The following is a 22,121-nucleotide window of genomic DNA, read 5'->3' as shown; positions in this document are numbered from 1 at the left end:
GAAATCGAGCAACCTGATGAAAATCCTGCCAAATAAAATCACGCATCGCAATCGAAACACTCAACTCTCTCCTTGATATTGCAATGCTTTACATTTTCGACCGATTTTTATATCGCATATAAAGGGTCGTAAATGCGAATCGCCCCAGAGCCCCGACAGGCTTACTTGAAACGGACGCAGCCACATTGAATGACGAGGCGAACTTAAATACCTTTGCCGGCGCGGATGTTTTGTTTGATTAAAAGGAAATAAATTAAATAGTTTCGGCTATTTAAATAATTATCCTCGATGTTTTGGCGAATTGCATTGCAAGAGTTACTGTGGGATTAAGGTGTCGCATCTGATGTTTCGGGGGGTGTCGGCGGGCAAGCGGGTACCGGCACGCCGCGCGTCACGATCGATTGCCGGCAACGGCTGGACGCAGGCAAGGCGTCGACGATCCGATCGCCGTGCTCGCTCCGCCAGGAGGCCGATGGAACCCATCGGCAACAACCACCGCCGCAAGCGGCAGGCTCGCAAAGAAATGGGGCCGCTATGGCCCATGCCACTCACGGCTTGATCATCTGGCCTGCGCGTAGCAACACCTTGCCGGGGAGAGGTCGCGCGGCAACTCCGATTCTTGCGAGGGAACGAGAATGCGCCGTCGTGAGGGCCGGTCCGTTTTGTGAGCGCACGGCACTGTCTCACGCCCGATCCAGGTTCCCGATCACCTTGAAGTCAAGCGCATACCGCGTTCCGTGAGGTTGGCGGGGCCGAACCGCGCAATCATTTTCTGCCGTCCCGGATGCTCGAGATGCCCGGTGTTTGGCGGCGCAAAGCCGACAGACCACATGTCCGAAAATGGCGCACGTCGTGGGCGCGCGGGATATACGATGTCACCCATGCCTACCCCCATCGACACCCCCGACAGCGACGCCTGCTACCTTGCGCTGAAGGCGCACGACGCGCGCTTCGACGGCTCCTTTTTCGCGGCCGTCACCAGCACCGGCATCTACTGTCGTCCGGTGTGTCGCGTGAAGACACCGCGTCGCGAGAACCTCCGCTTCTACCGTCACGCGGCAGAGGCAGAAGCGGCCGGTTTCAGGCCCTGCTTGCGTTGCCGCCCCGAATTGGCCCCGCGCGCGGCATCCTGGAGCACGGAGGACGCTTCGCGCATCCTGGCCCTGCAGGCCGCAAGGTTGATGGATGAACCCGACGCATGGCGGCACATGACCTCCGCGCGCCCGACCTTCGGACAGTCGAGCGGCGGCTTGATGCCGCGCATTGCGCAACGGCTGGGTGTGACCGACCGCCATTTGCGCCGCATTTTCGACGCACACTTTGGCGTGTCGCCGCTTCAGTACCTTCAAACACGCCGGCTGTTGGCGGCCAAGCAGTTGATTGCCGACACCCGATTGCCGATGAGCCAAGTCGCGGCGTCCAGCGGCTTTTCCAGCGTCCGACGCTTCAACGATGCCTTCTCGCGCCACTACGGCCTGAATCCCAGCGCCTTGCGCCGGGCCAGATCCGCGTCCGATGGACAAGGCGTGACCGTGCGACTGGGCTGGCGACCTCCCTATGACGTACAGGCAATGGTGGGCTTTTTGCGCCTGCGCGCGTTGCCCGGCGTCGAGCAGGTCGCGGGCCTGGAATACACGCGAACGCTGCGGCTTGTGCAAGGGACGCAGGCGCGTAGCGGCTGGTTGCGCGCTCGCTTCGACGAAGATCGCGCGCAGGCCGTGCTGACGATCAGCGATTCATTGGCCGCCGCCCTGCCGGCGCTGATCAACCGTGTGCGCGCCGCGTTCGATCTGGACGCCGACCCGATCGCCATCCACGCGGCTCTGCACGCCGCGTTCCCGTTGGGCGAAGGCTTGCGCGTGCCGGGCACACTGGACGGCTTCGAGCTGGCGGTGCGCGCCGTGCTGGGCCAGCAGGTCACCGTGGCCGCTGCACGCACACTGGGCGCGCGACTGGTTGCGGCCTTCGGCGATCCGATCGAAACGCCTGTCGCGGGTCTGGATCGTCTCTTTCCCACGCCTGCTGCCCTGGCGGCCGCCACCGGCGATGAGCTCGGCCGCCTGGGCATCACGCGGCAACGCCAGACCGCGCTGCATGCGCTGGCGCACGCGGTGCTGGACGGGCGCATCGCTTTGCACCCCGGCGTAGACGTCGCTGCGACTTGCGCCGAATTGTGCGCGCTGCCCGGCATCGGCGACTGGACGGCGCAGTACATCGCCATGCGCGCGCTGCGTTGGCCCGACGCCTTTCCCGCCGGCGACGTCGCGTTGCAAAAAGCCCTGGGTGTAGGTAGCGCCCGTGCCGCGGCACAAGCCGCCGAGCAATGGCGGCCCTGGCGCGGCTATTCGGTGCTGCGTGCGTGGCATGCGATGAATCACGGTGCTTCGGCCTGACTACGACTCATATCGACATCTTTCCCGGCCGCGTGACTCGTCACCCCCGGAAGCGATCAACTTGCACGATGAATTCAATCACACGGATCCCGAGCACGGTACCTGCACAGAGCGATTTGTTCGGAAGCAGCGACGCCGAATTCTCGATAGACGAGTCCTTTCGATCGGCAAGGCGTTTCGATCTCGACGCTCATTCCTGGATCGAAATCGTGCCCGGATGGATTTCAGGGGCGTCGCAGCTCTATGAGCAGTTGCGCAACAGCGTTCCGTGGCTGGAGCACGATCGGCGCATGTTCAACCAGGTGTTTCGCGAGCCGCGCATGACGGCGGTCTACAAGCATGTCGCCGATGTGCCCGACGCGCGCCTGCTGCAGGCCGTCCGCGCGCTGTCGCGTCACTACGGCGTGGAATACGACGGCCTGTGGATGAACCTCTATCGCAACGGGCAAGACAGTACAGGCTGGCATCGCGACCACGGCTCGTGCCGGAAGCTCGACTGCATCGTCCCCGTCCTGACGCTCGGCACGATACGCCGGTTCCTGATCAAGCCGATCAAGGGCGGCCGCTCCATGACCTTCAAACCGTCTTCCGGAGACTTGGTGGTGATGGGAGGGCGCGCGCAGCAAGACTGGGTGCACTGCGTGCCCAAGGAACCGGAAATCGAGGGCACGCGGATCAGCGTCAACTTCATGAGCTCGGCGCAGGGCGTGAGGGATTAGCACGCGAAGCTGCCGAGGTCTGACGGCATGACGCCTCTCGACACGAAGACAATCCGCATGGATATTCATCCGGGTCGAGTGCGCGTGGATGCCGACTGACCGCTGCGCATTGGTGTCGAGTTGACCCCGTCGTTCAGGGCAAAGCCTCGCACTGCGGTTGATGAATCCACGGCGTGTCAAGACAATGATGGCGTGGCGTCGATTGACCGTCCCACTCTCGTCCCATGCGCCCCCTCGCCGTTGAGCAAAAGCCGCACGATACTTGCGCATCAGATCGTTCGGGTCGCGCGCCAGCTCATCCAGCAAATACCGCTCGCTCCACACCGAACGGCTGAACGGCCGGCCGAGACCCGCTTGCAGCTTGTCGGCTACCTCCCCGTAAACCAGCCTTCGGTATTGAGCGACATCGATTCCGCTACGCGTACTTGTCGCCGACCGTACTACGAATCGGATGGGTGTCGTAGACGATGATCATCCGTTCGATGAGCCCCGCGATGTCGAACTCGAACACGTCGACGCACTCGAAGCGCACCGCCGATCCGTCTTTCAGGCCCCAGTCGTAGATGAAGTAACCTGTCGCACGTCGAGCCCCACTCGCGCTGACGCAGATATCGATCGGTGTAATCTTGCTTTCTCCCGACGCGGCAGCGACCTTCGAAAAAAAGGCCTCAGGATGCATCCAGCCGAGAAATGGCGAGAAAATCTGCGCGTCCGGCGTAAATAGCGCGCAGATGGCACCGACATCGCCTCGCTCCAGTTCCCGAAGGTACGCGCGAACCTGTTCCGTATATAGTGATCCCGACGTTGAGTCCAAAATTATCCTCCGATCATTCGTTGACAACCCCGTTCATTCGCAAGAACAGGGCATCCGGTAGACGCACGATAGCGACGCACCGATGACCGAACAATCGAAAAATGTGCAATCCGGGTATGCAGCGCATGCATATCCGCTGGCTGACCTGACGCGGCCCCTCCCACCGTTGGCAGCGATTCAGTCATTCGTCGCCGCGGCGCAGCTTGGCAGCGTCAGCAAGGCGGCGGCTCATCTATGCCGTACGCAAGGCGCGGTGAGCCGCCAGATACAGCAGTTGGAAACGCATTATCGATGCGCACTCTTTGTGCGCCACGTATCGGGTCTGACGTTGACAGCAGAAGGAAATGGACTGCTGACGGTCGCGGTCAACGTGCTCACGCAATTGGTTCAGCACGCAGACTTCCATGCGCGGACGACTTCAATTCTCACCTTGAAGTTGCCGTCCACGTTCGCCATTCGCTGGTTGCTCCCGCGGCTGCCGGACATTCATCGCGCCATGAGCGGGACGGAGCTTCGTATTTCGACATCCGCGGACGATACGCCGGATTTCACTACGTCCGACGTCGATGCCATCATTGTGCGAGGCACGGGACAGTGGACCGGTATGGAAGCGGTACCGCTGTTTTCCGAGACGCTCACGCCGATGTGCGCGCCCGCATTGGCAACATCACTGCGATCCGTTGCCGACCTTGCGCATGTCGATTTGCTCCATCCCGGGCCCAGCCACGCGGAGTGGAGATGCTGGCTCGATCATGTTGGGGCACTCCAGATCGATGCGGAACGTGGACTTGTATTCGATACCCTCGAATTGACGCTCGCGGCATCGATGGATGGACACGGAATTGCAATCGGCGACCCACGAATGGCACGAGACCGGCTCCGTGCCGGATCGCTGGTGACGCCGTTTGAGGACGTGGTTCAGGACGGCCTTTCCTACTTCCTCGTATATCCGTCCCAACGTGCGGCACAACCGAAAATACGAGCCCTCGCCGACATCTTGCTGCGGCTTGCGCGAGAAGACTGATCGATAGGCGAGAGTCCGATACCCGGGCAGGGCCGACAGTCGGATGTTGCAGCCGAAGTACAGGCGAATGACAGGATCGGGTCATGATCGGCAAGCTACCCCACCTGCTCCTTTCCCGTCGCGCCAGTTTGGTCAACGCTTGTGGACAACCGAATCGAGCACGAAGCTGGTCGTCATGTTCTGCACACCGTCCATCGCACTGATCGTCGCCCAGATGTCGCTGATGCGCTCGTGTGTGGCGGCCTCTATCTGTACGAGCAAATCGACCTCGCCGCTGAGCACCGCGCAATCGCGCACCTCGGCGATCCGCTCGAGTGCGGCAAGCACGTCCGCACCGCGCATCCGGTCCTTGCGGTAAACCAGCATCACGGCGCGCACCGGCACGACCTCATCGGGCAATGCGAGCCGCACCGTATAGCCTGCAATGATGTTCAGTGCTTCGAGCCGGTCGATCCGGTTCCGGACCGCTTGCCTGGACAAACCGATCCTGTCGGCCAGCACCGCGAGCGGAATCCGCGCATCGGCACACAACGCGTCGATTATCTTCTGGTCCAGGCCGTCGATCTTCATTCGCCGAGCCCTGTGTGCCGGGCACCGCGTGCATCGACCGCGTCGCGCAATGCCGCGATGTGGCCGGGGCCGATGCCGCAGCATCCGCCGACGATCCGCGCGCCCAGCGCAAGCCACTGCTCCGCCCATCTTGCATAGCCGGGCGGATCGATGTCGCCGCGCAAACCGTGGAGTTCCTCGTTCGCACGCGCATCGGCGCGCTGAGGCGGAAACGCGTTCGCATAGGCGCCGATCACGAGCGACGTTCCCGTTCGCGCAAGCCCGCGCTGCACCGTCTCGATCGCCGCACCCATCGCCTCCGGCTGGCTGCAATTGAACAGCAGCGCGGTCGCGCGCGCGGACACGGCGGCGTCGATCGCTTCGCCGAGCGTCTGCCCCGATCGCAATACCGGCGTGGCGTCTGCTTCGACGTCATCGCGCAGCGTGAACGAGACCCAGAGCGGCTTCGGATTCTCACCCAGCGCTCGCCGGACCGCGCCGATCTCGTCGGTCAGGCTCTGCGTCTCGGCCAGCCACAGGTCGACGTAGGGATCGAGCCCATCGACGAGCGTCGCCAAGATGGCATCGGCGCGCGCCGCGTCGAACAGGTCGGGGCGGTAGGAACCGCCCGTCGGCGGAAGCGATCCTGCGACGCGCACGGGCCGCCCTGCGCGGTCCGCCGCTTGCCGCGCGAGTTGCCCGGCAAGGGCCGCGAGCGCGACTCCGTCGCGACGGAACCGCTCCTCGCCGATATGGAACGGCACGACCGCATAGCTGTTTGCGGTGATCACGTCGGCACCCGCCGCGACGAATGCGTCGTGCGCAAGGCCGACGTAATGCGGCGCTTCCATCAGCGCGAGTGCCGACCACTCCGGCTGCCTGAACGGCGCCCCCATCCGCGCCAGTTCGCGCCCCATGCCGCCGTCGAGTACTGTGATGTCATGCATAGTCCGTGCTCCGTCGTTGCAATCCGCGCATCTCGTGCCCGAATCGATTCAAAGGTCGGCGCGACGCACACGAGACGTCGATCGAGCGTGCGCACCGGTCCGTGTCAGATCTGCTCCAATGCTTGCGCGATATCGCTTTTCAGGTCGTCGATGTGCTCGATGCCGACCGAATATCGGATGAAATTGAGCGGAATGTCGGCAGCGCGCATTTGCTCCGCCGACATCGTGCCCGCCCACATGGATGCCGTATGGATCGCGAGCGAATCGACGCCGCCGAGATTGCCTGCATTCAGCGGCAAGCGCAGCGCCTCGACAAAGCGCTGCGCTTCGCCGTAGCCTCCCCGCACGCCGAACGCCACCACACCGCCGAAGCCGCGCATTTGCCGGCATGCGAGTCCGTGCTGCGGATGGCTGCGCAGGCCCGGATAAAACACGCGTTCGATCTTCGCGTGCGCTTCGAGGAATTCGGCGAGCGCCTGAGCGTTCGCGTTGATCCGCTCGACGCGCATCGGCAGCGTGCGCAGCCCGCGCAGCAGCAGCCACGCGTCCATCGGGGACAGCACCGAGCCGAGCGTGATGTGCGTATGCCAGATCTGCTCTGCGAGCACGTGGCTCGTACAGATCACGCCGCCGGTCAGGTCGTGATGACCGCCCAGATACTTGGTCGCGCTGTGCACGACGATGTCGACACCGAGCCGGTGCGGCTGCTGATTGACCGGCGACGCGAACGTGTTGTCCGCGAGCGTCAGGATGCCGCGCGCCCTTGCGATTTCAGTCACCGCGGCGATGTCGGTCACGAGCAGCAGCGGATTGACCGGCGACTCGAGCACGATCAGCCGCGTATTCGGCCGGATCGCACGATCGAACGCGACCACGTCGGTCTGGTCGACGAACGTCACCTCGACACCGAACCGGCGCAGCATGTCGTCGAGCATTTTCGTGGTGCTCATGTAATGACGCGTCTGTCCGACGACGTGATCGCCGGCCTTCACGACACTGAGGATCGCGGTCGCGATCGCGCCCATTCCGGATGCGGTGACGAGCGCGGTCTCGGTGCCCTCGAGCTCCGCCATGACCGCCTTTACGCGCTCGTGAACGGGATTGCCGTAGCGGGTGTAGTTGCGCGGATGCTGCGGCACGCTCGACATCTCCGCGAATTCCTCGCTGCCGGCTGCCTTGAACACCGCCGAATAGTGGATCGCCGGCGCGACCGACTTCTCGTCGGTCACGTCGCGGTCCGCAGCCAGCGCCAGCGTTTCAAGCTTGTATCCCATGTCGTCCTCGGATCGTTGGTTGTGTCGCGTTCATTCGGTGCCTGTCAAGCACGCGCGCTGCCCAGATGGCGATTCAGCAGGCCTTCGATGCGTTTGAGCACGGTCGAAAGCACCGCCGTGATGCCGACGTACACGATGCCGGCCAGCATCAGCGCATCGGTCGTATAGGTTTCGATCGCGATGCGGCGTGCGACACCGGTCAGGTCGAGCACGGTGATCGTGCTGGCAAGCGCGGTCGACTTCAGCTGCAGCACGATCTCGTTGCCGAGCGTCGGCGCGACGATGCCGATCGCGCGCGGCACGATCACGAACCAGGTGAGCATGAAGCGGCTCATCCCGAACGCGAGCGCGGCTTCCTTCTCGCCGGCGGGGACGCCGGCGATCCCGCCCCGGATGTCTTCCGCCATGTACGCCGCGAGATTGAGCGTCAGCGCGCACAACGCACACGAGAACGATCCGCCGACCAGCAGCCACAGAGGCGACGCACGCACGATGGAGAACTGCGCGAGCCCGTAATACAGCACGAAAATCTGCACCAGCAGCGGCGTGCCGCGAAACACCGACATGAACAGGCGGCTCGGTGTCGACAGCCACCGGCACGCCGACGTGCGCGCGACCGCCAGCGGCACCGCGAGCGCGAACGCAAGCGTGCATGACAGCACCAGCAGCTCGAGCGTGATCCATATGCCGCGCGCGACGTCCGGGCCGGACTGCACGATGAGGGAAAGAAAGTCGTTCATCACGTGGCCCCCGTCAGGTGCGTTTTGCGTAACCGCGGCCCGCGATGCGCTCGAGCCACGCGAACACGGGGTTGGATACGGCGAGAAAGCCGAAATAGACGATGCCGACCGTCACGTAGAAGACGAATGGCTGCTTGGTGAACTGCGCGGCGATGTTGGCCTTGCGCAGCATGTCCTCGAGCCCGACGATCGACACCAGCGACGTGTCCTTCAGCAAGTTCTGCCACATGTTGTTCAGGCTCGGCAGGCAGATGCGCCACGCCTGCGGCAGACGCACGTGCCACAGTGTCTGCAGGCGTGTCATCCCGTACGCGCGCGCGGCCTCGATCTGTCCGGCCGGCACCGCGATGAACGCGCCGCGGAACATCTCCGACGAGTAGGCGCCGAACACCACGGCGAGCGCGATCACGCCGGCCGAGAACGGGCTGATGACGATGGCGCCATCGAATTGCGCGTTGAGCAGATGCGACAGCCCGAAGTAGCAGATCAACAGGATCAGGAACTCGGGAATGCCGCGCAGGAAATTGGTCAGCGCATAGGTCGCATGTCTGAGCCACCCCAGGCTCGACAGCTTTGCCGATGCGCCGGCGATGCCGAGCAACATGCCGACGCACAGCGCGGCGACCGCGAGCTCCAGCGTGACGAGCGCGCCAGCCGCGATCTGCGCGCCGTAGTTCACCAAGATGTCCATCGTAATATCGCTCCTTGTGAGCCCGATTCGCGCCGGCCGCCATACAGCGACCGCGCGGTCCCGATACGCGGTTATTGCGGCGCGATGCTGAACGGGAAATAGCGCTTGTTGGCTGCGGCGAACGTGCCATCCGCCTGCACCTGCACGATGCCCTTGTCGAACAGCGCCTTCAGCGGCGCGTCGCCCTTGCGTACCGCGATCGCCGTACCGTCGCCGAAGATCTCCGCATCGGCGATCGGCTTGCCGACGAAGTCGAAGCCTTCCTTCCTGCCGGCCTTCGTCAGCCAGTCGTACGCGACCGTGTTGTCGGCGAATACCGCATCGACGCGCCCGGCCTCGAGATCGAGCCAGGCCTCGTCGAGTGTCTGATAGACCTTCACGTTGATCCCCGACTTGCTCGCCGGCAGGCGGCGGCGCAGATAGGATTCGTGCGTCGAGGCCGTCTGAACGCCGATCGTCTTGCCACGCAGCGTGGCGGCGTTGTCCGTGATGCCCGAGCCCTGCTTCGCGACGAGCTGCACGGGCGCCGTCGTGAAAATGCGCGAGAAGTCCACCGACTGCTCGCGCTCCGGCGTCTTCGACATCTGCGCGAGCACCGCATCGATCTGCTTCGCCTTGAGCGCCGGAATCAGCGCGTCGAAATCCATCGTCACCCACTGGCACTTGACCTTCATCGTGTCGCACATCTTCTTGCCGACGTCGATCTCCATGCCCTGCAGCTTGCCGGATGCATCCTTGTATTCGAACGGCGCGTAATCGGCGAGCGTGCCGATCCGCACGACCTGCTCGGCGTGCGCGACCGATCCGAGCAATGCCGCGCCCACGCACAGCGACTGAAGCAGCTTCTTCATGGTTTCCTCTCCGGTTGACAATGAATCCGCATCAGATGATGCTGGACAGAAACTTCTGGAAACGCGGCGACTTCTGGCTCGCGAACACCTCATCGGGACTGCCGTCTTCCTCGATTCTTCCCTGATGGACGAACACGACCCGGTTCGCGACTTCACGTGCAAACCCCATCTCGTGCGTGACGACGAGCATCGTGCGTCCCTCGTCGGCCAGCGAGCGCATCACTTTCAACACTTCACCGACGAGCTCGGGATCGAGCGCCGACGTCGGCTCGTCGAACAGCATCACGTCGGGGTCGGTCGCGAGTGCACGTGCAATCGCGACGCGCTGCTGCTGGCCGCCCGACAGCTGGTTCGGATAGTGTTCGCACTTGCCGGCGAGCCCGACCCGTTCGAGCATCGCGATCGCCTTGTCGCGGGCGTCGCGCTTCGGCACGCCGAGCACGCGCACCGGCACGAACATCACGTTCTGCAGCACGGTCATGTGCGCCCAGAGATTGAACTGCTGGAACACCATCGCGAGCTTGCGGCGCACGCGCATCACCTGCTGCGCATCGGCCGCGACTAGCGCGCCGTCGCGTCCCGCCGGCTTCAGCGCGAGCGTTTCGCCGTTCACGCAGATCCGGCCGCGGTCGGGCATTTCCAGCAGGTTGATGCATCTGAGGAACGTACTCTTGCCTGACCCGCTGCTGCCGAGGATCGACACGACCTCGTGATTCCTCGCGGTCAGCGAGATGCCCTTCAGCACCTCGACACCGCCGAACGACTTGTGAATATCCTCGACCACCAGCGCGTCCGCCGCCGGTTTGCATGCAGGAATTGCTGCTGGCATCCTCGACTCCTTCTTCGATACGTTGCTCACCACACCGCTCCGGTTCGCGCCGCGCCGGCCCGCCAGGCGCCGGCGCTTGCGCATCAGCTCGACAGCCGCCGGTTGCGCCTGAAGCAGACCACCTTCGGCTGCGTCATTTCCGTCATCGCAAACCGAACGCCTTCGCGGCCCAGCGACCCATGCTTGAATCCGCCGAACGGCATGCCGTCGAAGCGGTAGTCGGAAGAATCGTTGATCATCACGCCGCCCGCCTGCAGTTGCTCGGCCGCGCCGAGCGCCACCTCCAGCCGGCTGGTGAACACGCCTGCATGCAGGCAGCTCTCCGACGCGTTGGCCGCATCGAGCGCCTGCTGCAGGTCGGTGAATTTCTCGATCGTCACGACCGGCGCGAACACCTCGTCGGTCCATACACGCGCGTCGTGCGGCACATCCGCGAGCACCGTCGGTTCGTACAGCGCCCCGCGTCGGCGATGACCGCTCAGCACCGTCGCACCGCACGAGACCGCTTCGTCGACCCAGCGTTCGACGCGGATCGCCTGTTCCTCGCCGATCATCGGCCCCATGTCGGTCGCATCGTCCAGTGGGTCGCCGACGACCATCCTGCCGGTCAGCTCGACGAAATACCGGACGAACGGCTCGTATGCGGCCTCGGCGACGAAGATCCGCTGTGTGCCGATGCAGTTCTGTCCCGCCGCCCAGAACGCGCCCGACACGCAGGATTCGGCGGCATCCTTCAGGTCGCAGTCGGCCATGACGATCACCGGCGCATTTCCGCCCAGGTCCATCGCGATCTTCTTGAGCCCCGCATCGCGCGTGATGGCTTCGCCGGTCTGCGGGCCGCCGGTAAAGGTCACCATCCGGATCCGCCGGTCGCGCACCAGGGCCGACGCGATATCCGCGCCGCCGTGCACGATCTGCAGCGCGTCGCGCGGCGCCCCGGCTTCCCACAGAACCTCGACGAGGGCCTGCGCCGACAGCGGCGCGAGCAACGAGGGCTTCAGGATGACCGCATTGCCGGTCGCGAGCGCCGGCCCGAGCTTGTGTGCAACGAGGTTCAGCGGGTCGTTGAAGGGCGTGATCGCGAGAATCACGCCCAGCGGCTCCAGCGTGTAGTAGCCGCTGCGATCCTCGGAGCCGGGATACCCGTCGAACGGGATCGTCTCGCCGGCCAGTCGCTTCGCTTCCTCGCCCGACAGGCGCAACGTGTTCACGCAGCGCGCGACTTCCTTGCGGGCCTGCCGCAGCGGCTTGCCCGCTTCGAGCGCGATCGTGCGTGCGAATGTCTCCGCTTGTGCTTCCACGCTCGCGGCCGCGCGAAACAGGATGTCGGCCCGCCGGCTGCGTGGCAGGGTTGCGGCCGAGCGCGCGCCGTCGAGCGCGCGCTCGACGAGGACCGGCGCCGCATCTGCAGGCGACAGGCGAACCTGGCCGACGATCGAGCCGTCATAGGGCGACCGAACATCGGCCACGCCGGCTCCCGTGCAGTCGGTCACCACCGCATCGCGCGCGCTCATGCCACCACCTCGTGCGAGGCTGCGCCGATTCTGTCCGCGAGTTCAATCAGGTCGGAGAGAATCGCGAACGCCGTTTCCTCACGGCCGGCACCCGGCCCGCTGATCGTCACGCCGCCGAGTACGTCGGTGTCGAACGTGATCGCGTTCGTGACGCCGCTCGCGGCAAGCAGCGGATGGCCGGCCGGGAGCTTGCGCGGTTCGACGCTCGCGGTCACGGTGCCGTCCGGATGACGGACGGCAGAACCGATCAACCGCCACGACATGCGCTCCGCCGCCGCCGCGCGCACGTCGTGCTCGGTCAATTCCACGATGCCGCGGCACGTCACGTCGCCACGCTTGAGGCCGGCATTCCACAGCGCGTTCGCTAGAATGACGACTTTCAGCTGTACGTCCGAACCGTTGACGTCGGCCGCCGGATTCGCCTCCGCATAGCCGCGCTGCTGCGCATCCCGGATCGCCGCATCGAAGCTCGCGCCGGCCTCGACCTCACCGAGGACGTAATTCGACGTGCCGTTCAGGATGCCGGCGAAGCCGTTGATGTCGCAGCCGCGCAGCGAGGTCGCGAGCTGCCGCAGCACCGGCGTGCCGCTCATCACCGTGCCCTCGTACATCACACAGGCACCCGATTGCGCGGCGATCCGCGCCAGTGCCGGCTGCGCGAGCGCGATCGGCCCCTTGTTGGTCGTGATCACGTGCTTGCCGCATTCGAGCGCGGTACGGCAATGCGACAGCGCAGGCTCGCCGGTGTTCGGATCAGTGAAGGTCGCCTCGACGACGACATCCACGTGGTCCGATGCGATGGCCTTCAGCACCGCACCGAGGCCGACGTCCGGCGACACCAGCGTGCCCGGATCGCGGCGCAGCGCTTCCGCATCGACGCCCCGCCGCGCGGTTTCGTCGAGGACGTCCAGCGCGATACCGCGAGGATTCGTCGCGATCCCGAGCCGCAGGTCGGCGACCATCGTCACCGATACGTCGAGTCCCGCCGCCCCCAGCATTGCACGCTTCTTTTTGAGCAGTTCGACCAGTCCCTGATTGACTCCGCCGAAACCGACCAGTGCCAGTTTGAGTTCCATCTCGATCATCTCCTGTTCATTGACCACGTGATACAGGTTAGTCGTGCGAATCGATTTTCAAATTAGTCGTTTCGCCCGAATCAGGTAGTCATCCGTTGCGGTTTGTCATGCGGAACGGGCGGATCGCCCGTTGCCGCGCGAAGCAATTGCGTCAGGTGGCCGGCGGTTCGTCGTCCTTGTCGACCGGCACGAACAGCCCGACCTTGACCGCGCTCAGCACGACATTCGTGTTGATCCGGCGGATCATCGGGTTGCTCTGCATGATCCGCGCGGACAGCCGGTCGTACGCCTCGACGTCGCGTGCGGTGATGATCGCGATCAGGTCGACGGAGCCGGTCACGTAGTAGATCTGCTGGATTTCGTCGTGCGCCTTCGACCACTCGCGGAACCTGGCGACCGTCTCGTAGTTTTCGCGTTCGATCTCGATTGCCGCAATGAACGTCATCGGCCTGCCGACCGCCGCGCGATCGACCACCGCGATTTCCGCCGAAATGATCTTTTCGGTGCGCATGCGTTTCAGCCGCTTCTGCACGGCCGAGGTGGACAGACCGATCCGCTCGGCAATGGCGTCCGCCGTCGCGGTGCAATCGCGCTGGACGATATTCAGGATCTTGCGGTCGAAGGAGTCGAGTGCGTCGGTCATGGCGTGGCCTGCCGGAGAACGGGTACTTGCGTCAAAGATAAAAAGGACGGGCCGATCTGAGCCCGACCAGATGCCGGACACGGTCGAACGCGGTAACCAGCGTTTCGCGCCACTGCGCGACTGGCCCGCGGATGCATACGGGTTCGAAATGAATCGTGTCCACACCTGCAGGAATACGGAACGGGCGCTCGATGCCATCGTCCGATTCGGTCACGAGTGCGGTGCCGTCGACTTCTGTCAGGCTCATCAGCAGATGGGCGGGCGCAGTGGCGCCAAGCAGGTTGCGCAGAGGCGACTCGTCCGCGGACAACTGCTCGAGCAGCGGCAGCTCGTACGTGCCGGGCCACCAGGTATCGTGCTCGTCAAGCCACGGGCCGACGCCCGGCATGCCGACCATCTCGAGGATCCGGTTCGCACCGAGATGCGCATAGGCTCGACACCGGCCCGCCCCGTCGGTCGAAGCGCGTGCCAGCCAGCCGCCGACGCTCGGGACAGGATCCGTCAACGCGACGTTCGCAGGCTTCAGTCGGCCGAGCATTTCAGCCGCGCTTGCAGCGGATCGGTGCCCTTCGCAGGATCTCTGTGCGTGATCCGTGACGATACGACACACCCACTTGGGACCATCCTGCAAGGCGGCGGGAGCGTCGCCGGCCCGGACTTGGGCGGTTCGCCTGCGGGCGTGTTCGACGATGACGATTGGCGTGTCCGGCATACAACTCTCTCGTGCTTGCGGGGCCGCGTCGCAGCAATGCTGGCGCGCGTCATGGATTGGCCGACGATGTTGGGGCTGGAGAAATCATATCGCCTCGGTGCGACCAAAAAAATCTCAACCGCGTCGAACATCGACGCAAAACGTCGAAAAGCACGGCTTTCTGGACGTTTTACATCCCACCAAACACCGGCCAGCCTGGCATCCGTCGCGAACGCCAAACCCGCAGGTCAATCCGATGCACCGAACAATCGAATCACGACACCACGCAGCCATCGATTGCCCGCCTCATGGTGATATCGCGCATGCCAATGCTGCCGTACCGCAAACCCGTCGACCGGGATCGGGCACGCATGAACCGCCAGATCGCTCGCCTGAGCCAGTGTCTGGCCGATATGACGAGGTAGCGTCGTAATCAGGTCGGTCGTCTGGACGATCGCCCCCAGGCCCAGAAAACCCGGCAGCTCCAGCACGACGTCGCGCTCGATGCGCGCCTGCCGCAGCGCCTGCTCGAGGAGTTGCGCGCCGGTTCCCGCCGTAATGGCGACATGTCCTTCGGAACGATACTGCTTCGCCCCGAGACGACCGCGAATCCTCGGGTGATGCCGGTTCGCCAGGCATACCCAGTCCTGGTCGTACAGCTTCTGCTGATAAATGCCGCCGCCTAGCCACGGCACATAGCCGATCGCGAGGTCGGCTTCGCCGGATTCGAGCGCGCGCTCCGTATTGCCGTCGATCCGTGCGGCTTCCAGCCGGACGCCGGGCGCCTGCGCCCGGACATGGGCCAGCAGCCGCGGAAGCAGCGTGACGTGGCTCGCGTCGGTCATGCAGATGCGAAACCGTCGCTGGGCCGTCGCGGGATCGAACGCGATCTCCCACGCAGTGAAGCGCCGCAGGGATTCGAGAATTTCCCGGCATGGCCCGATCAGCGCGTCGGCTTGCGGTGTCGGCGCCATGCCGCCGGGCGTCCGGATGAAAAGCGGATCGTGCAGGTGTTCCCGCAAGTGCCCGAGCCAGATGCTGACCGTCGGCTGGCTCTGGCCCAGTTGCTCGGCTACGCGCGTGACGCTGCGCACGTCGTACAGGAGATCGAAAAGCTGAAGCAGCTTCAGGTCGGGCAGGTCGGCGGGCATCGCGGCGTTATTGTCCATGGCAATGACGCCATTGTATCCATTGCATTGGCGGCATGAGCGGCGACGCCTATCGTGATGCCATACGTCAGCTTTGCATGGGACCAGAGTAAGGCGCCAAAGCGCCAACTCTCGTCGACAAAGGAGAATCCATTGAAAATAGCAATTCTGGGCGCCGGCGCACTGGGCTGCGCGATCGGCGCCACCCTCACCCAAGGCGGCCATGAGACCTGGCTGATCGACCGCTCGCCCGCACACGTCGATGCGATGAGCCGTGACGGCCTGCGCGTCGACGACGCCGGCGGCACCCGCCACGTGCGCGTCCACGCGACGACCCGGGCTGCCGATGTCGGCGTGGCCGACCTGGTGGTGGTGCTGGTCAAGTCGTTCCACACCGATGCGGCCATCCGCGGCGCCCAATCGCTGGTGGGGCCGGATACCGCCGTGCTGTCGCTGCAGAACGGCCTCGGACACGAGGACATCCTGATCGACGTCGTCGGCCGCGAGCGCGTCCTCGCGGGCAAGACCTACGTCGGCGGCGTACTGCGCGGCGCGGGTCATATCGAATCCGGCGTGATCGGCAAATACACCTACATCGGCGAACTCGACGGCCGCATCACACCGCGTGTCGAGGCGATCGCCGCGGCGTTCAATGCCGCCGGCCTCGCCACGACGATCAGCGACAACATCGTCGGCACGATGTGGGACAAGCTGCTGGTGAACGTCGCGACGGGTGCGCTGACGGGCCTGACCGGCCTCACCTACGGGCAGCTTTACGACGAGCCGCTGCTGAAGGCGACGTCGCTCGCGGCCGTGGCCGAGGCGATCGCGGCGGCGCAGGCTGCGGGCGTGAAGCTGTCGATGACCGATCCCGAACAGGCATGGACGCTGGCCGCCGAGGGGCTGCCCGCGACCTTCAAGACGTCGATGCTGCAAAGCCTGGAGAAGGGCTCGATCACCGAGATCGACTTCATCAACGGTTCGGTCGTGCGCTGGGGCCAGCGCTACGGCGTGCCGACCCCGGTGAATGCAACGCTCGTCGCCTGCATCAAGGGGCTGGAACGCGCGATGGCCGACCGCCAACGGCAGGAGGCGGCCGCATGAATGCCACGAAAGCCTATCTCGAACACGTTGCGATCTGGGTGAAGGACATCCGCTGGCACATCCGTTTCTTCGAGGACGTGCTCGGCATGACCCTGCGCGAAGTGGACGGCACGCTCGACGCGCCGCGGCAGTACTGGACGCTCGGCGGCCTGCAGTTCATCCACGCGCCGGAATACGAAGGCCCGGAAGGCCGGCTCGCCCATCTCGGCGTGATGTGCGAAGACCTGGAGGCCGCGCTGGCCGCGGCCCAACGATTCGGCGTGACGGAGATGCCGCAGGGGCGCAACTGGCTTCGCCTGCCCGACGGGCTCGCCGTCGAACTGATCCAGGCCAGACCGGCTTCCTGCGTCGCACAGGCGCTGGCAATCAACCCGCGCGCGGAGGCGTGACCATGACGATCGTCGAAAAATACTGGGACGACGCCCGCGAGGGTGACACGTGCACGAGCCCGAACTACATCGTGACCAAGGAGCGCATTCTCGCGTACGCCGACCTCACCGGCGACCATACGCCCGTCCACGTGGACGAGGAATACGCGAACGCGAGCCATTTCGGCTGCCTCGTCGCGCACGGGCTGTTCGGCCTGTCCATCGCCGACGGCCTGAAAACGCAGAGCGACTATCGCTTTCTGCCGGGCATGTCGCTCGGCTGGACGTGGGATTTCCTGCTGCCGATCAAGGTCGGCGACGTGCTGCACGTGAAGTTCCGCGTCGGCTCGATGCGGGCCAGCAAGAGCCGCCCGGACTGGGGCATCGTCGTGCTGCCGTCGGAGCTGATCAATCAGGACGGTCAGGTCGTTCAACGCGGCGAGCATCGCCTGATGGTGCCGCGCCGCCCGGAGGCACTGTAATGCAGGCTCGCCCACTCGAAGGCATTCGCGTCGTCGACTACAGCCACTTCCTTGCCGGGCCGTATGTCGGGCGCTGTCTCGCGGCGCTCGGCGCCGAGGTCATCAAGGTCGAACGGCCCGGGTCGGGTGACGCCGGAAGGCAGCACGCAACCGTGCTCGACGACCAGCAAAGCGGCTACTTCCTGCAGCTCAACATGGGCAAGCGCGGCGTGAGCGTCAACATGAAGGACGCGCGCGGCAAGGCGTTCATGCAGCGACTGTGCGACTCGGCCGACGTGTTCATCGAGAACTATCGGCCGGGCGCGCTGGACAAGCTCGGGCTCGGTTATGCCGAACTGTCGGCGCGCAATCCGGGCCTCGTCTACTGCTCGATTTCGGCCTACGGGCATACCGGCCCCGACGCGCATCGCGCGGGCTTCGGGCTGATCGCGGAAGCCAAGAGCGGGATCATGCAGATGGTCGGCACGCCGGGCGAGCGGCCGCCGCTGCTGCGCATCTCGCTCGGCGACATGTACACCGGCATCCATGCGGTCGCGGCCATCAATGCCGCGCTGCTGGGGCGCATGAAGAGCGGCCGCGGGCAACACGTCGACATGGCGCTGTACGACACGCTGGTATCGATGCACGAATATGCGGTGCAGTGCTACACGCTGCAGGGCGTGCTGCCCGAGCAGACCGGGCACGACATGCCGACCTCGACGCTCTACGGCGTGTTTCGCGCCGCGGACGGCGATCTCGTGATCGCCGCGCAAGTCGACGACGCGTGGAAGCGCTTCGCCGAGCTGATCGCGACGCACGGCGGCCCGGCGGGCTTCGGCGCCGACACGCGGTTTCACGACAGCACCGGGCGCAACGCGCACCGCGCGGAAATTCTGTCGGTGGTCGAGCCGTGGGTGGCCGCGCGTTCCGTCGCGTCGGTACTGGATCTGCTGGACGGCATCGACGTTCCGTGCGCGAAGGTGCAGCGCATCGACGAGGTATTGAACGATCCGCAGATCCAGGCCAGAGGCATGGTCGTCGAGCAACAGCATCCGCGCTACGGGACGCTGCGCCTGCCCAACCTGCCGTTCCGGTTTTCCGATTGCGACACGACGATTCGCGACGTCGCGCCCGATCTCGGGCAGCACAACGCGGAGATCGCGCGTTCCCTCGGGTTCGATCCGGCCGAAATCGACGCGATGCAGGCCGACGGCGTCCTCTACTCAAAAGCGAGCCAATGATGACCGACCAATACGCGGTGATCGGCAATCCGATCGGACACACGAAATCCCCGTTGATTCACGGCCTCTTCGCGCAGGAGACGCGGCAGGACCTCAGCTATACGGCGATCGAGGGGCCGATCGAACCGGCAGGCGCCTTCGCTGACGCGGTTCGCGCGTTTTTCGACGGCGGCGGCAAGGGCATCAACGTCACCGCGCCGTTCAAGCTCGACGCGTTCGCGATGTCGGACGAACGCAGCGAGCGCGCGCAGCTCGCGGGCGCGGCCAACGCGCTCAAGTTCGACAGCGGCCGCATCCTGGCGGACAACTTCGACGGCATCGGGCTGGTGCGCGATATCGAAACGAACCTCAATCTGCCGATGGCCGGCAAGCGTGTCCTGGTGCTCGGTGCCGGCGGCGCGGCACGCGGCGCGCTGCTGCCGTTCCTCGAAGCCGGCCCGGCGGAACTCGTCATCGCGAATCGCGACGTCGACAAGGCGCGCGCACTCGCCGCGCAGGTTGCCGGACGCGGCCCGCTCGTTGCCAGCGGTTACGCGGACCTCGCGCGCATGGGGCGTTTCGACCTGGTCGTCAATGCCACGTCGGCGAGCCTGACCGGCGACCTGCCACCGGTTCCGCCGAGCGTGTTCAGTCCGGCCGGCACGGCCTACGAGCTGGCATACGGCAAGCGTCTGACGCCGTTTCTCCGGCTCGCGAAAAACGCAGGCGTACACGGGATCGCGGATGGCGTCGGCATGCTGGTCGAGCAGGCGGCCGAAGCGTTCGCGTGGTGGCGCGGCGTACGCCCCCAAACCAGCGCGGTGATCGATCGCCTGGCCGTGCCCTTTGATTGAACACGCAACGGAGATTCGCATGAAGAAGATCCTGATGCTGCACGGCATCAATCACAACATGTTCGGCAAGCGCGATCCGGCGCAGTACGGGACGATCACGCTCGCGCAGATCGATGCGCGGCTGCAAGGGCTGGCGACGGAACTGGGTGTGCAGGTGGAATCGTTCCAGACGAACCACGAAGGCGCGATGTGCGAGCGCATTCATCGCGCTTTCGAGGAACGCCAGGACGCGGTGCTGATCAACGCGGGCGCATGGACGCATTACAGCTACGGCATTCGCGATGCCCTTGCGATCCTCACGTGCCCGATCGTCGAACTGCACATGTCCAACATTCATGCACGCGAGCCGTTCCGGCATCACTCCGTCCTGGCCGAGATCGTCAGCGGGCAGATTTGCGGTTTCGGTGTCCAAAGTTATCTGCTGGCGCTGAGGGCCGCGGTTTCGGCACTCGGCGACGAATAAGCCGATTCCCGCATCGGCTGCCGATGCGGGACCGACGCGCATGCGCAGCCGTCGCCAGGGCGCGGCGTTGCGCACCGCGCGTGCTCGCCGCGTGCCGTATCGACGGGCCGCGGTCAGGTCGCACGACGGAGTCGACACATCGGGCAGTGACGACTCCCCGCATCACCCGCCTTGCCCGGCATACATATCAATATCCGGAGACGACGATGACCACGACCTTGCGAGACGAGCCCAGGGGCAGGCACCAATCGAGAAAAGCCGCGATCAGCGGCTGGATCGGATCGGTGCTCGAATACTACGATTTCTTCATCTACGCCACGGCATCGGCACTGATCTTCCCGCAGATATTCTTTCCGCACGGGAGTCCCACGACGGCCATCATCGCGTCGCTGGCCACTTACGGCGTCGGCTACGTGTCCCGCCCGATCGGCGCGTTCGTGCTGGGCCACCTCGGCGACACGCGCGGACGAAAAACCGTCCTGCTGTTCTGCATGTTCCTGATGGGCATCTCGACCGTCGGCGTCGGCCTCCTGCCGACCTATCAGCAAGCCGGGTTGATCGCGCCCGCCTTGCTGGTGACGCTGCGCCTGCTGCAGGGTTTCGCCGTGGCCGGCGAGATCACAGGCGCGAGCTCGATGATCCTGGAGCACGCGCCGTTCGGCCGGCGCGGCTACTTCGTCAGCTTCACGCTGCAGGGCGTGCAGGCCGGGCAAGTGCTGGCCGCCGCCGTGTTCCTGCCGCTCGCCTACTACATGCCGTCCGCGCAATTCGATAGCTGGGGCTGGCGCATTCCGTTCCTGCTGAGTGCGCTGGTCATCGTGGCGGGCCTGATCATTCGCCGCGAGGTCGACGAGTCGCCGGCCTTCGACGAAGCGGTACGCAACCGGTCGCAAGCCGGCTCGCCGGTGGCCGACGCTTTCAGGCACCACTTTCCCGACATGCTGCGCGTGGCCTGCATGTCGATGATGAACGTGATTCCGGTCGTCGCCACGATCTTCGGCGCGGCCTATGCGGTTCAGCCTGCATATGGAATCGGATTCCAGAAGGATGTCTATCTCTGGATCACGGTGATGGGCAATATCGTTGCGATGATCGTGATTCCGTTCGTCGGCAACCTGTCCGATCGCATCGGCCACCGGCCGCCGATCATCGTCGGCTCGCTGGCCGCCGGGCTGCTCGCGTTCGCGTACCTGTATGCGATCAGCATCCGGAACGTGCCGCTCGCATTCGTGATGTCGATGCTGATGTGGGGCGTGGTGTACCAGGGCTACAACGCGGTATTTCCCGCCTTCTACCCGGAACTCTTTCCGACCCGCACGCGCGTCTCGGCGATGGCCATCGCGCAGAATCTCGGTACCGCAGCCACGGCGATGCTGCCCGCGCTGTTCACCGCGGTCGCGCCGCCCGGCGCCCATCACGTCTGGCTGATCGTCGGTGCGATCGCGTTCGGCATCACCGTGATCGCGTCGCTCGCGGCCTGGAGCGCACGCGAGACCAGTCGTGTCCATTTGAACGACCTGGGGCGAGCGAACGCGCAACCGGTCGCCAAGGCAGAATACGACCTGCTGCGCGCCGAGGCGCTGTCGCACGATCGCGTCGTGCGCGAACCCGTGCCCGGATCCGTCGGCAGCTAGCCGGCGTTCGGCGGGGCGTCGGGTTCGGCGCCCCTTCCGCCCGGCCATTTCAGCTCGCCGCGGCCGCGCTCGCCGGACGAGCAACCTTGCGTAACCGCAGCCCTTACTCGAAGC

At 65.0% G+C, this 22,121-nt stretch carries 23 protein-coding genes and 1 pseudogene; 10 read left to right on the top strand and 14 right to left on the bottom strand.

Annotation, left to right across the window (positions count from 1 at the left end):
- Window positions 1–881: 881 nt before the first annotated feature.
- Both DPV74_RS00800 and DPV74_RS00795 read left to right on the top strand, forming a co-directional pair.
- Window positions 882–2,393 (top strand): DNA-3-methyladenine glycosylase 2 family protein, encoded by a 1,512-nt coding sequence (locus DPV74_RS00800; RefSeq protein WP_119336334.1) that lies wholly within the window; start codon window positions 882–884, stop codon window positions 2,391–2,393.
- 68 nt (window positions 2,394–2,461) lie between these two features.
- A complete protein-coding gene (locus DPV74_RS00795) occupies window positions 2,462–3,112 on the top strand; it encodes an alpha-ketoglutarate-dependent dioxygenase AlkB (protein ID WP_162922916.1) in 651 nt (216 codons plus the stop codon).
- 180 nt (window positions 3,113–3,292) lie between these two features.
- Here the strand turns inward: DPV74_RS00795 and DPV74_RS00790 are convergent.
- Both DPV74_RS00790 and DPV74_RS00785 read right to left on the bottom strand, forming a co-directional pair.
- Window positions 3,293–3,499 (bottom strand): annotated as a pseudogene (locus DPV74_RS00790) (aromatic alcohol reductase); the annotation flags it as partial.
- A gap of 28 nt (window positions 3,500–3,527) precedes the next feature.
- Window positions 3,528–3,926 carry a nuclear transport factor 2 family protein gene (locus tag DPV74_RS00785; protein WP_027790134.1) on the bottom strand — a complete coding sequence of 133 codons (399 nt, stop codon included), beginning with the start codon at window positions 3,924–3,926 and terminating at the stop codon, window positions 3,528–3,530.
- 82 nt (window positions 3,927–4,008) lie between these two features.
- Here DPV74_RS00785 and DPV74_RS00780 point away from each other — a divergent pair, with 82 nt between their 5' ends.
- The gene (locus tag DPV74_RS00780) at window positions 4,009–4,950 is read left to right on the top strand and encodes a LysR substrate-binding domain-containing protein (protein ID WP_119336332.1); all 942 of its coding nucleotides are present in this window, start codon (window positions 4,009–4,011) and stop codon (window positions 4,948–4,950) included.
- A 132-nt stretch (window positions 4,951–5,082) separates the two neighbouring features.
- On the opposite strand, the gene DPV74_RS00775 is transcribed toward DPV74_RS00780, so the two are convergent.
- The 12 genes from DPV74_RS00775 to DPV74_RS00720 form a co-directional block, all read right to left on the bottom strand.
- Window positions 5,083–5,520 carry an Lrp/AsnC family transcriptional regulator gene (locus DPV74_RS00775; RefSeq protein ID WP_021157543.1) on the bottom strand — a complete coding sequence of 146 codons (438 nt, stop codon included), beginning with the start codon at window positions 5,518–5,520 and terminating at the stop codon, window positions 5,083–5,085.
- The gene (locus DPV74_RS00770) at window positions 5,517–6,446 is read right to left on the bottom strand and encodes a homocysteine S-methyltransferase family protein (RefSeq protein WP_027790137.1); all 930 of its coding nucleotides are present in this window, start codon (window positions 6,444–6,446) and stop codon (window positions 5,517–5,519) included. Before DPV74_RS00770 ends, DPV74_RS00775 begins: the two co-directional genes overlap by 4 nt.
- Before the next feature lie 104 nt (window positions 6,447–6,550).
- Window positions 6,551–7,720 (bottom strand): PLP-dependent aspartate aminotransferase family protein, encoded by a 1,170-nt coding sequence (locus tag DPV74_RS00765; protein WP_027790138.1) that lies wholly within the window; start codon window positions 7,718–7,720, stop codon window positions 6,551–6,553.
- Between the two features lie 44 nt (window positions 7,721–7,764).
- Entirely contained in the window at window positions 7,765–8,460 is a 696-nt protein-coding gene (locus DPV74_RS00760) for an ABC transporter permease (RefSeq protein ID WP_081066296.1), read from the bottom strand.
- 13 nt (window positions 8,461–8,473) lie between these two features.
- Window positions 8,474–9,151 (bottom strand): ABC transporter permease, encoded by a 678-nt coding sequence (locus DPV74_RS00755; RefSeq protein WP_059699164.1) that lies wholly within the window; start codon window positions 9,149–9,151, stop codon window positions 8,474–8,476.
- Between the two features lie 71 nt (window positions 9,152–9,222).
- Complete coding sequence (locus DPV74_RS00750; RefSeq protein ID WP_119336331.1) at window positions 9,223–10,002, bottom strand: transporter substrate-binding domain-containing protein; 780 nt, start codon at window positions 10,000–10,002, stop codon at window positions 9,223–9,225.
- Between the two features lie 31 nt (window positions 10,003–10,033).
- The gene (locus tag DPV74_RS00745) at window positions 10,034–10,831 is read right to left on the bottom strand and encodes an ABC transporter ATP-binding protein (RefSeq protein WP_034196105.1); all 798 of its coding nucleotides are present in this window, start codon (window positions 10,829–10,831) and stop codon (window positions 10,034–10,036) included.
- Window positions 10,832–10,914: 83 nt separating this feature from the next.
- A complete protein-coding gene (locus DPV74_RS00740; protein WP_119336330.1) occupies window positions 10,915–12,345 on the bottom strand; it encodes an aldehyde dehydrogenase family protein in 1,431 nt (476 codons plus the stop codon).
- Window positions 12,342–13,421, bottom strand: coding sequence for a homoserine dehydrogenase (locus DPV74_RS00735; protein WP_119336356.1), 1,080 nt, complete (start codon window positions 13,419–13,421; stop codon window positions 12,342–12,344). Before DPV74_RS00735 ends, DPV74_RS00740 begins: the two co-directional genes overlap by 4 nt.
- A gap of 151 nt (window positions 13,422–13,572) precedes the next feature.
- Window positions 13,573–14,064, bottom strand: coding sequence for an Lrp/AsnC family transcriptional regulator (locus DPV74_RS00730; protein ID WP_027790145.1), 492 nt, complete (start codon window positions 14,062–14,064; stop codon window positions 13,573–13,575).
- A gap of 31 nt (window positions 14,065–14,095) precedes the next feature.
- Window positions 14,096–14,776: a hypothetical protein gene (locus DPV74_RS00725; protein WP_119336329.1), complete on the bottom strand. Its 681-nt coding sequence runs from the start codon at window positions 14,774–14,776 to the stop codon at window positions 14,096–14,098.
- A gap of 227 nt (window positions 14,777–15,003) precedes the next feature.
- Complete coding sequence (locus DPV74_RS00720) at window positions 15,004–15,924, bottom strand: LysR family transcriptional regulator (RefSeq protein ID WP_027790147.1); 921 nt, start codon at window positions 15,922–15,924, stop codon at window positions 15,004–15,006.
- Between the two features lie 132 nt (window positions 15,925–16,056).
- On the opposite strand from DPV74_RS00720, the gene DPV74_RS00715 reads away from it, so the two are divergent.
- From DPV74_RS00715 to DPV74_RS00685, 7 genes are all read left to right on the top strand, one after another.
- On the top strand, window positions 16,057–17,007 hold the full coding sequence (locus DPV74_RS00715; RefSeq protein WP_027790148.1) for a ketopantoate reductase family protein: 951 nt from the start codon (window positions 16,057–16,059) through the stop codon (window positions 17,005–17,007).
- Window positions 17,004–17,396: a VOC family protein gene (locus tag DPV74_RS00710; protein ID WP_027790149.1), complete on the top strand. Its 393-nt coding sequence runs from the start codon at window positions 17,004–17,006 to the stop codon at window positions 17,394–17,396. The genes DPV74_RS00715 and DPV74_RS00710 overlap by 4 nt, the downstream gene beginning before the upstream one ends.
- Window positions 17,397–17,398: 2 nt before the next feature.
- Window positions 17,399–17,857: a MaoC family dehydratase gene (locus DPV74_RS00705; RefSeq protein ID WP_021157528.1), complete on the top strand. Its 459-nt coding sequence runs from the start codon at window positions 17,399–17,401 to the stop codon at window positions 17,855–17,857.
- Window positions 17,857–19,077 carry a CaiB/BaiF CoA-transferase family protein gene (locus DPV74_RS00700; RefSeq protein WP_119336328.1) on the top strand — a complete coding sequence of 407 codons (1,221 nt, stop codon included), beginning with the start codon at window positions 17,857–17,859 and terminating at the stop codon, window positions 19,075–19,077. The genes DPV74_RS00705 and DPV74_RS00700 overlap by 1 nt, the downstream gene beginning before the upstream one ends.
- Entirely contained in the window at window positions 19,077–19,910 is an 834-nt protein-coding gene (aroE, locus tag DPV74_RS00695; RefSeq protein WP_119336355.1) for a shikimate dehydrogenase, read from the top strand. The genes DPV74_RS00700 and aroE overlap by 1 nt, the downstream gene beginning before the upstream one ends.
- 19 nt (window positions 19,911–19,929) lie before the next feature.
- Window positions 19,930–20,373: a type II 3-dehydroquinate dehydratase gene (aroQ, locus tag DPV74_RS00690; RefSeq protein ID WP_027790151.1), complete on the top strand. Its 444-nt coding sequence runs from the start codon at window positions 19,930–19,932 to the stop codon at window positions 20,371–20,373.
- Between the two features lie 206 nt (window positions 20,374–20,579).
- The gene (locus DPV74_RS00685) at window positions 20,580–22,007 is read left to right on the top strand and encodes an MFS transporter (RefSeq protein WP_119336327.1); all 1,428 of its coding nucleotides are present in this window, start codon (window positions 20,580–20,582) and stop codon (window positions 22,005–22,007) included.
- Window positions 22,008–22,121: the final 114 nt, after the last annotated feature.

The sequence above is a fragment of the Burkholderia sp. HAN2018 genome (assembly GCF_024704855.1).
GTDB classification, from domain to species: Bacteria; Pseudomonadota; Gammaproteobacteria; order Burkholderiales; family Burkholderiaceae; genus Burkholderia; species Burkholderia cepacia.
Note: the sequence above shows the minus strand (reverse complement) of the source record. Positions and strands in the feature narration are given on the sequence as shown.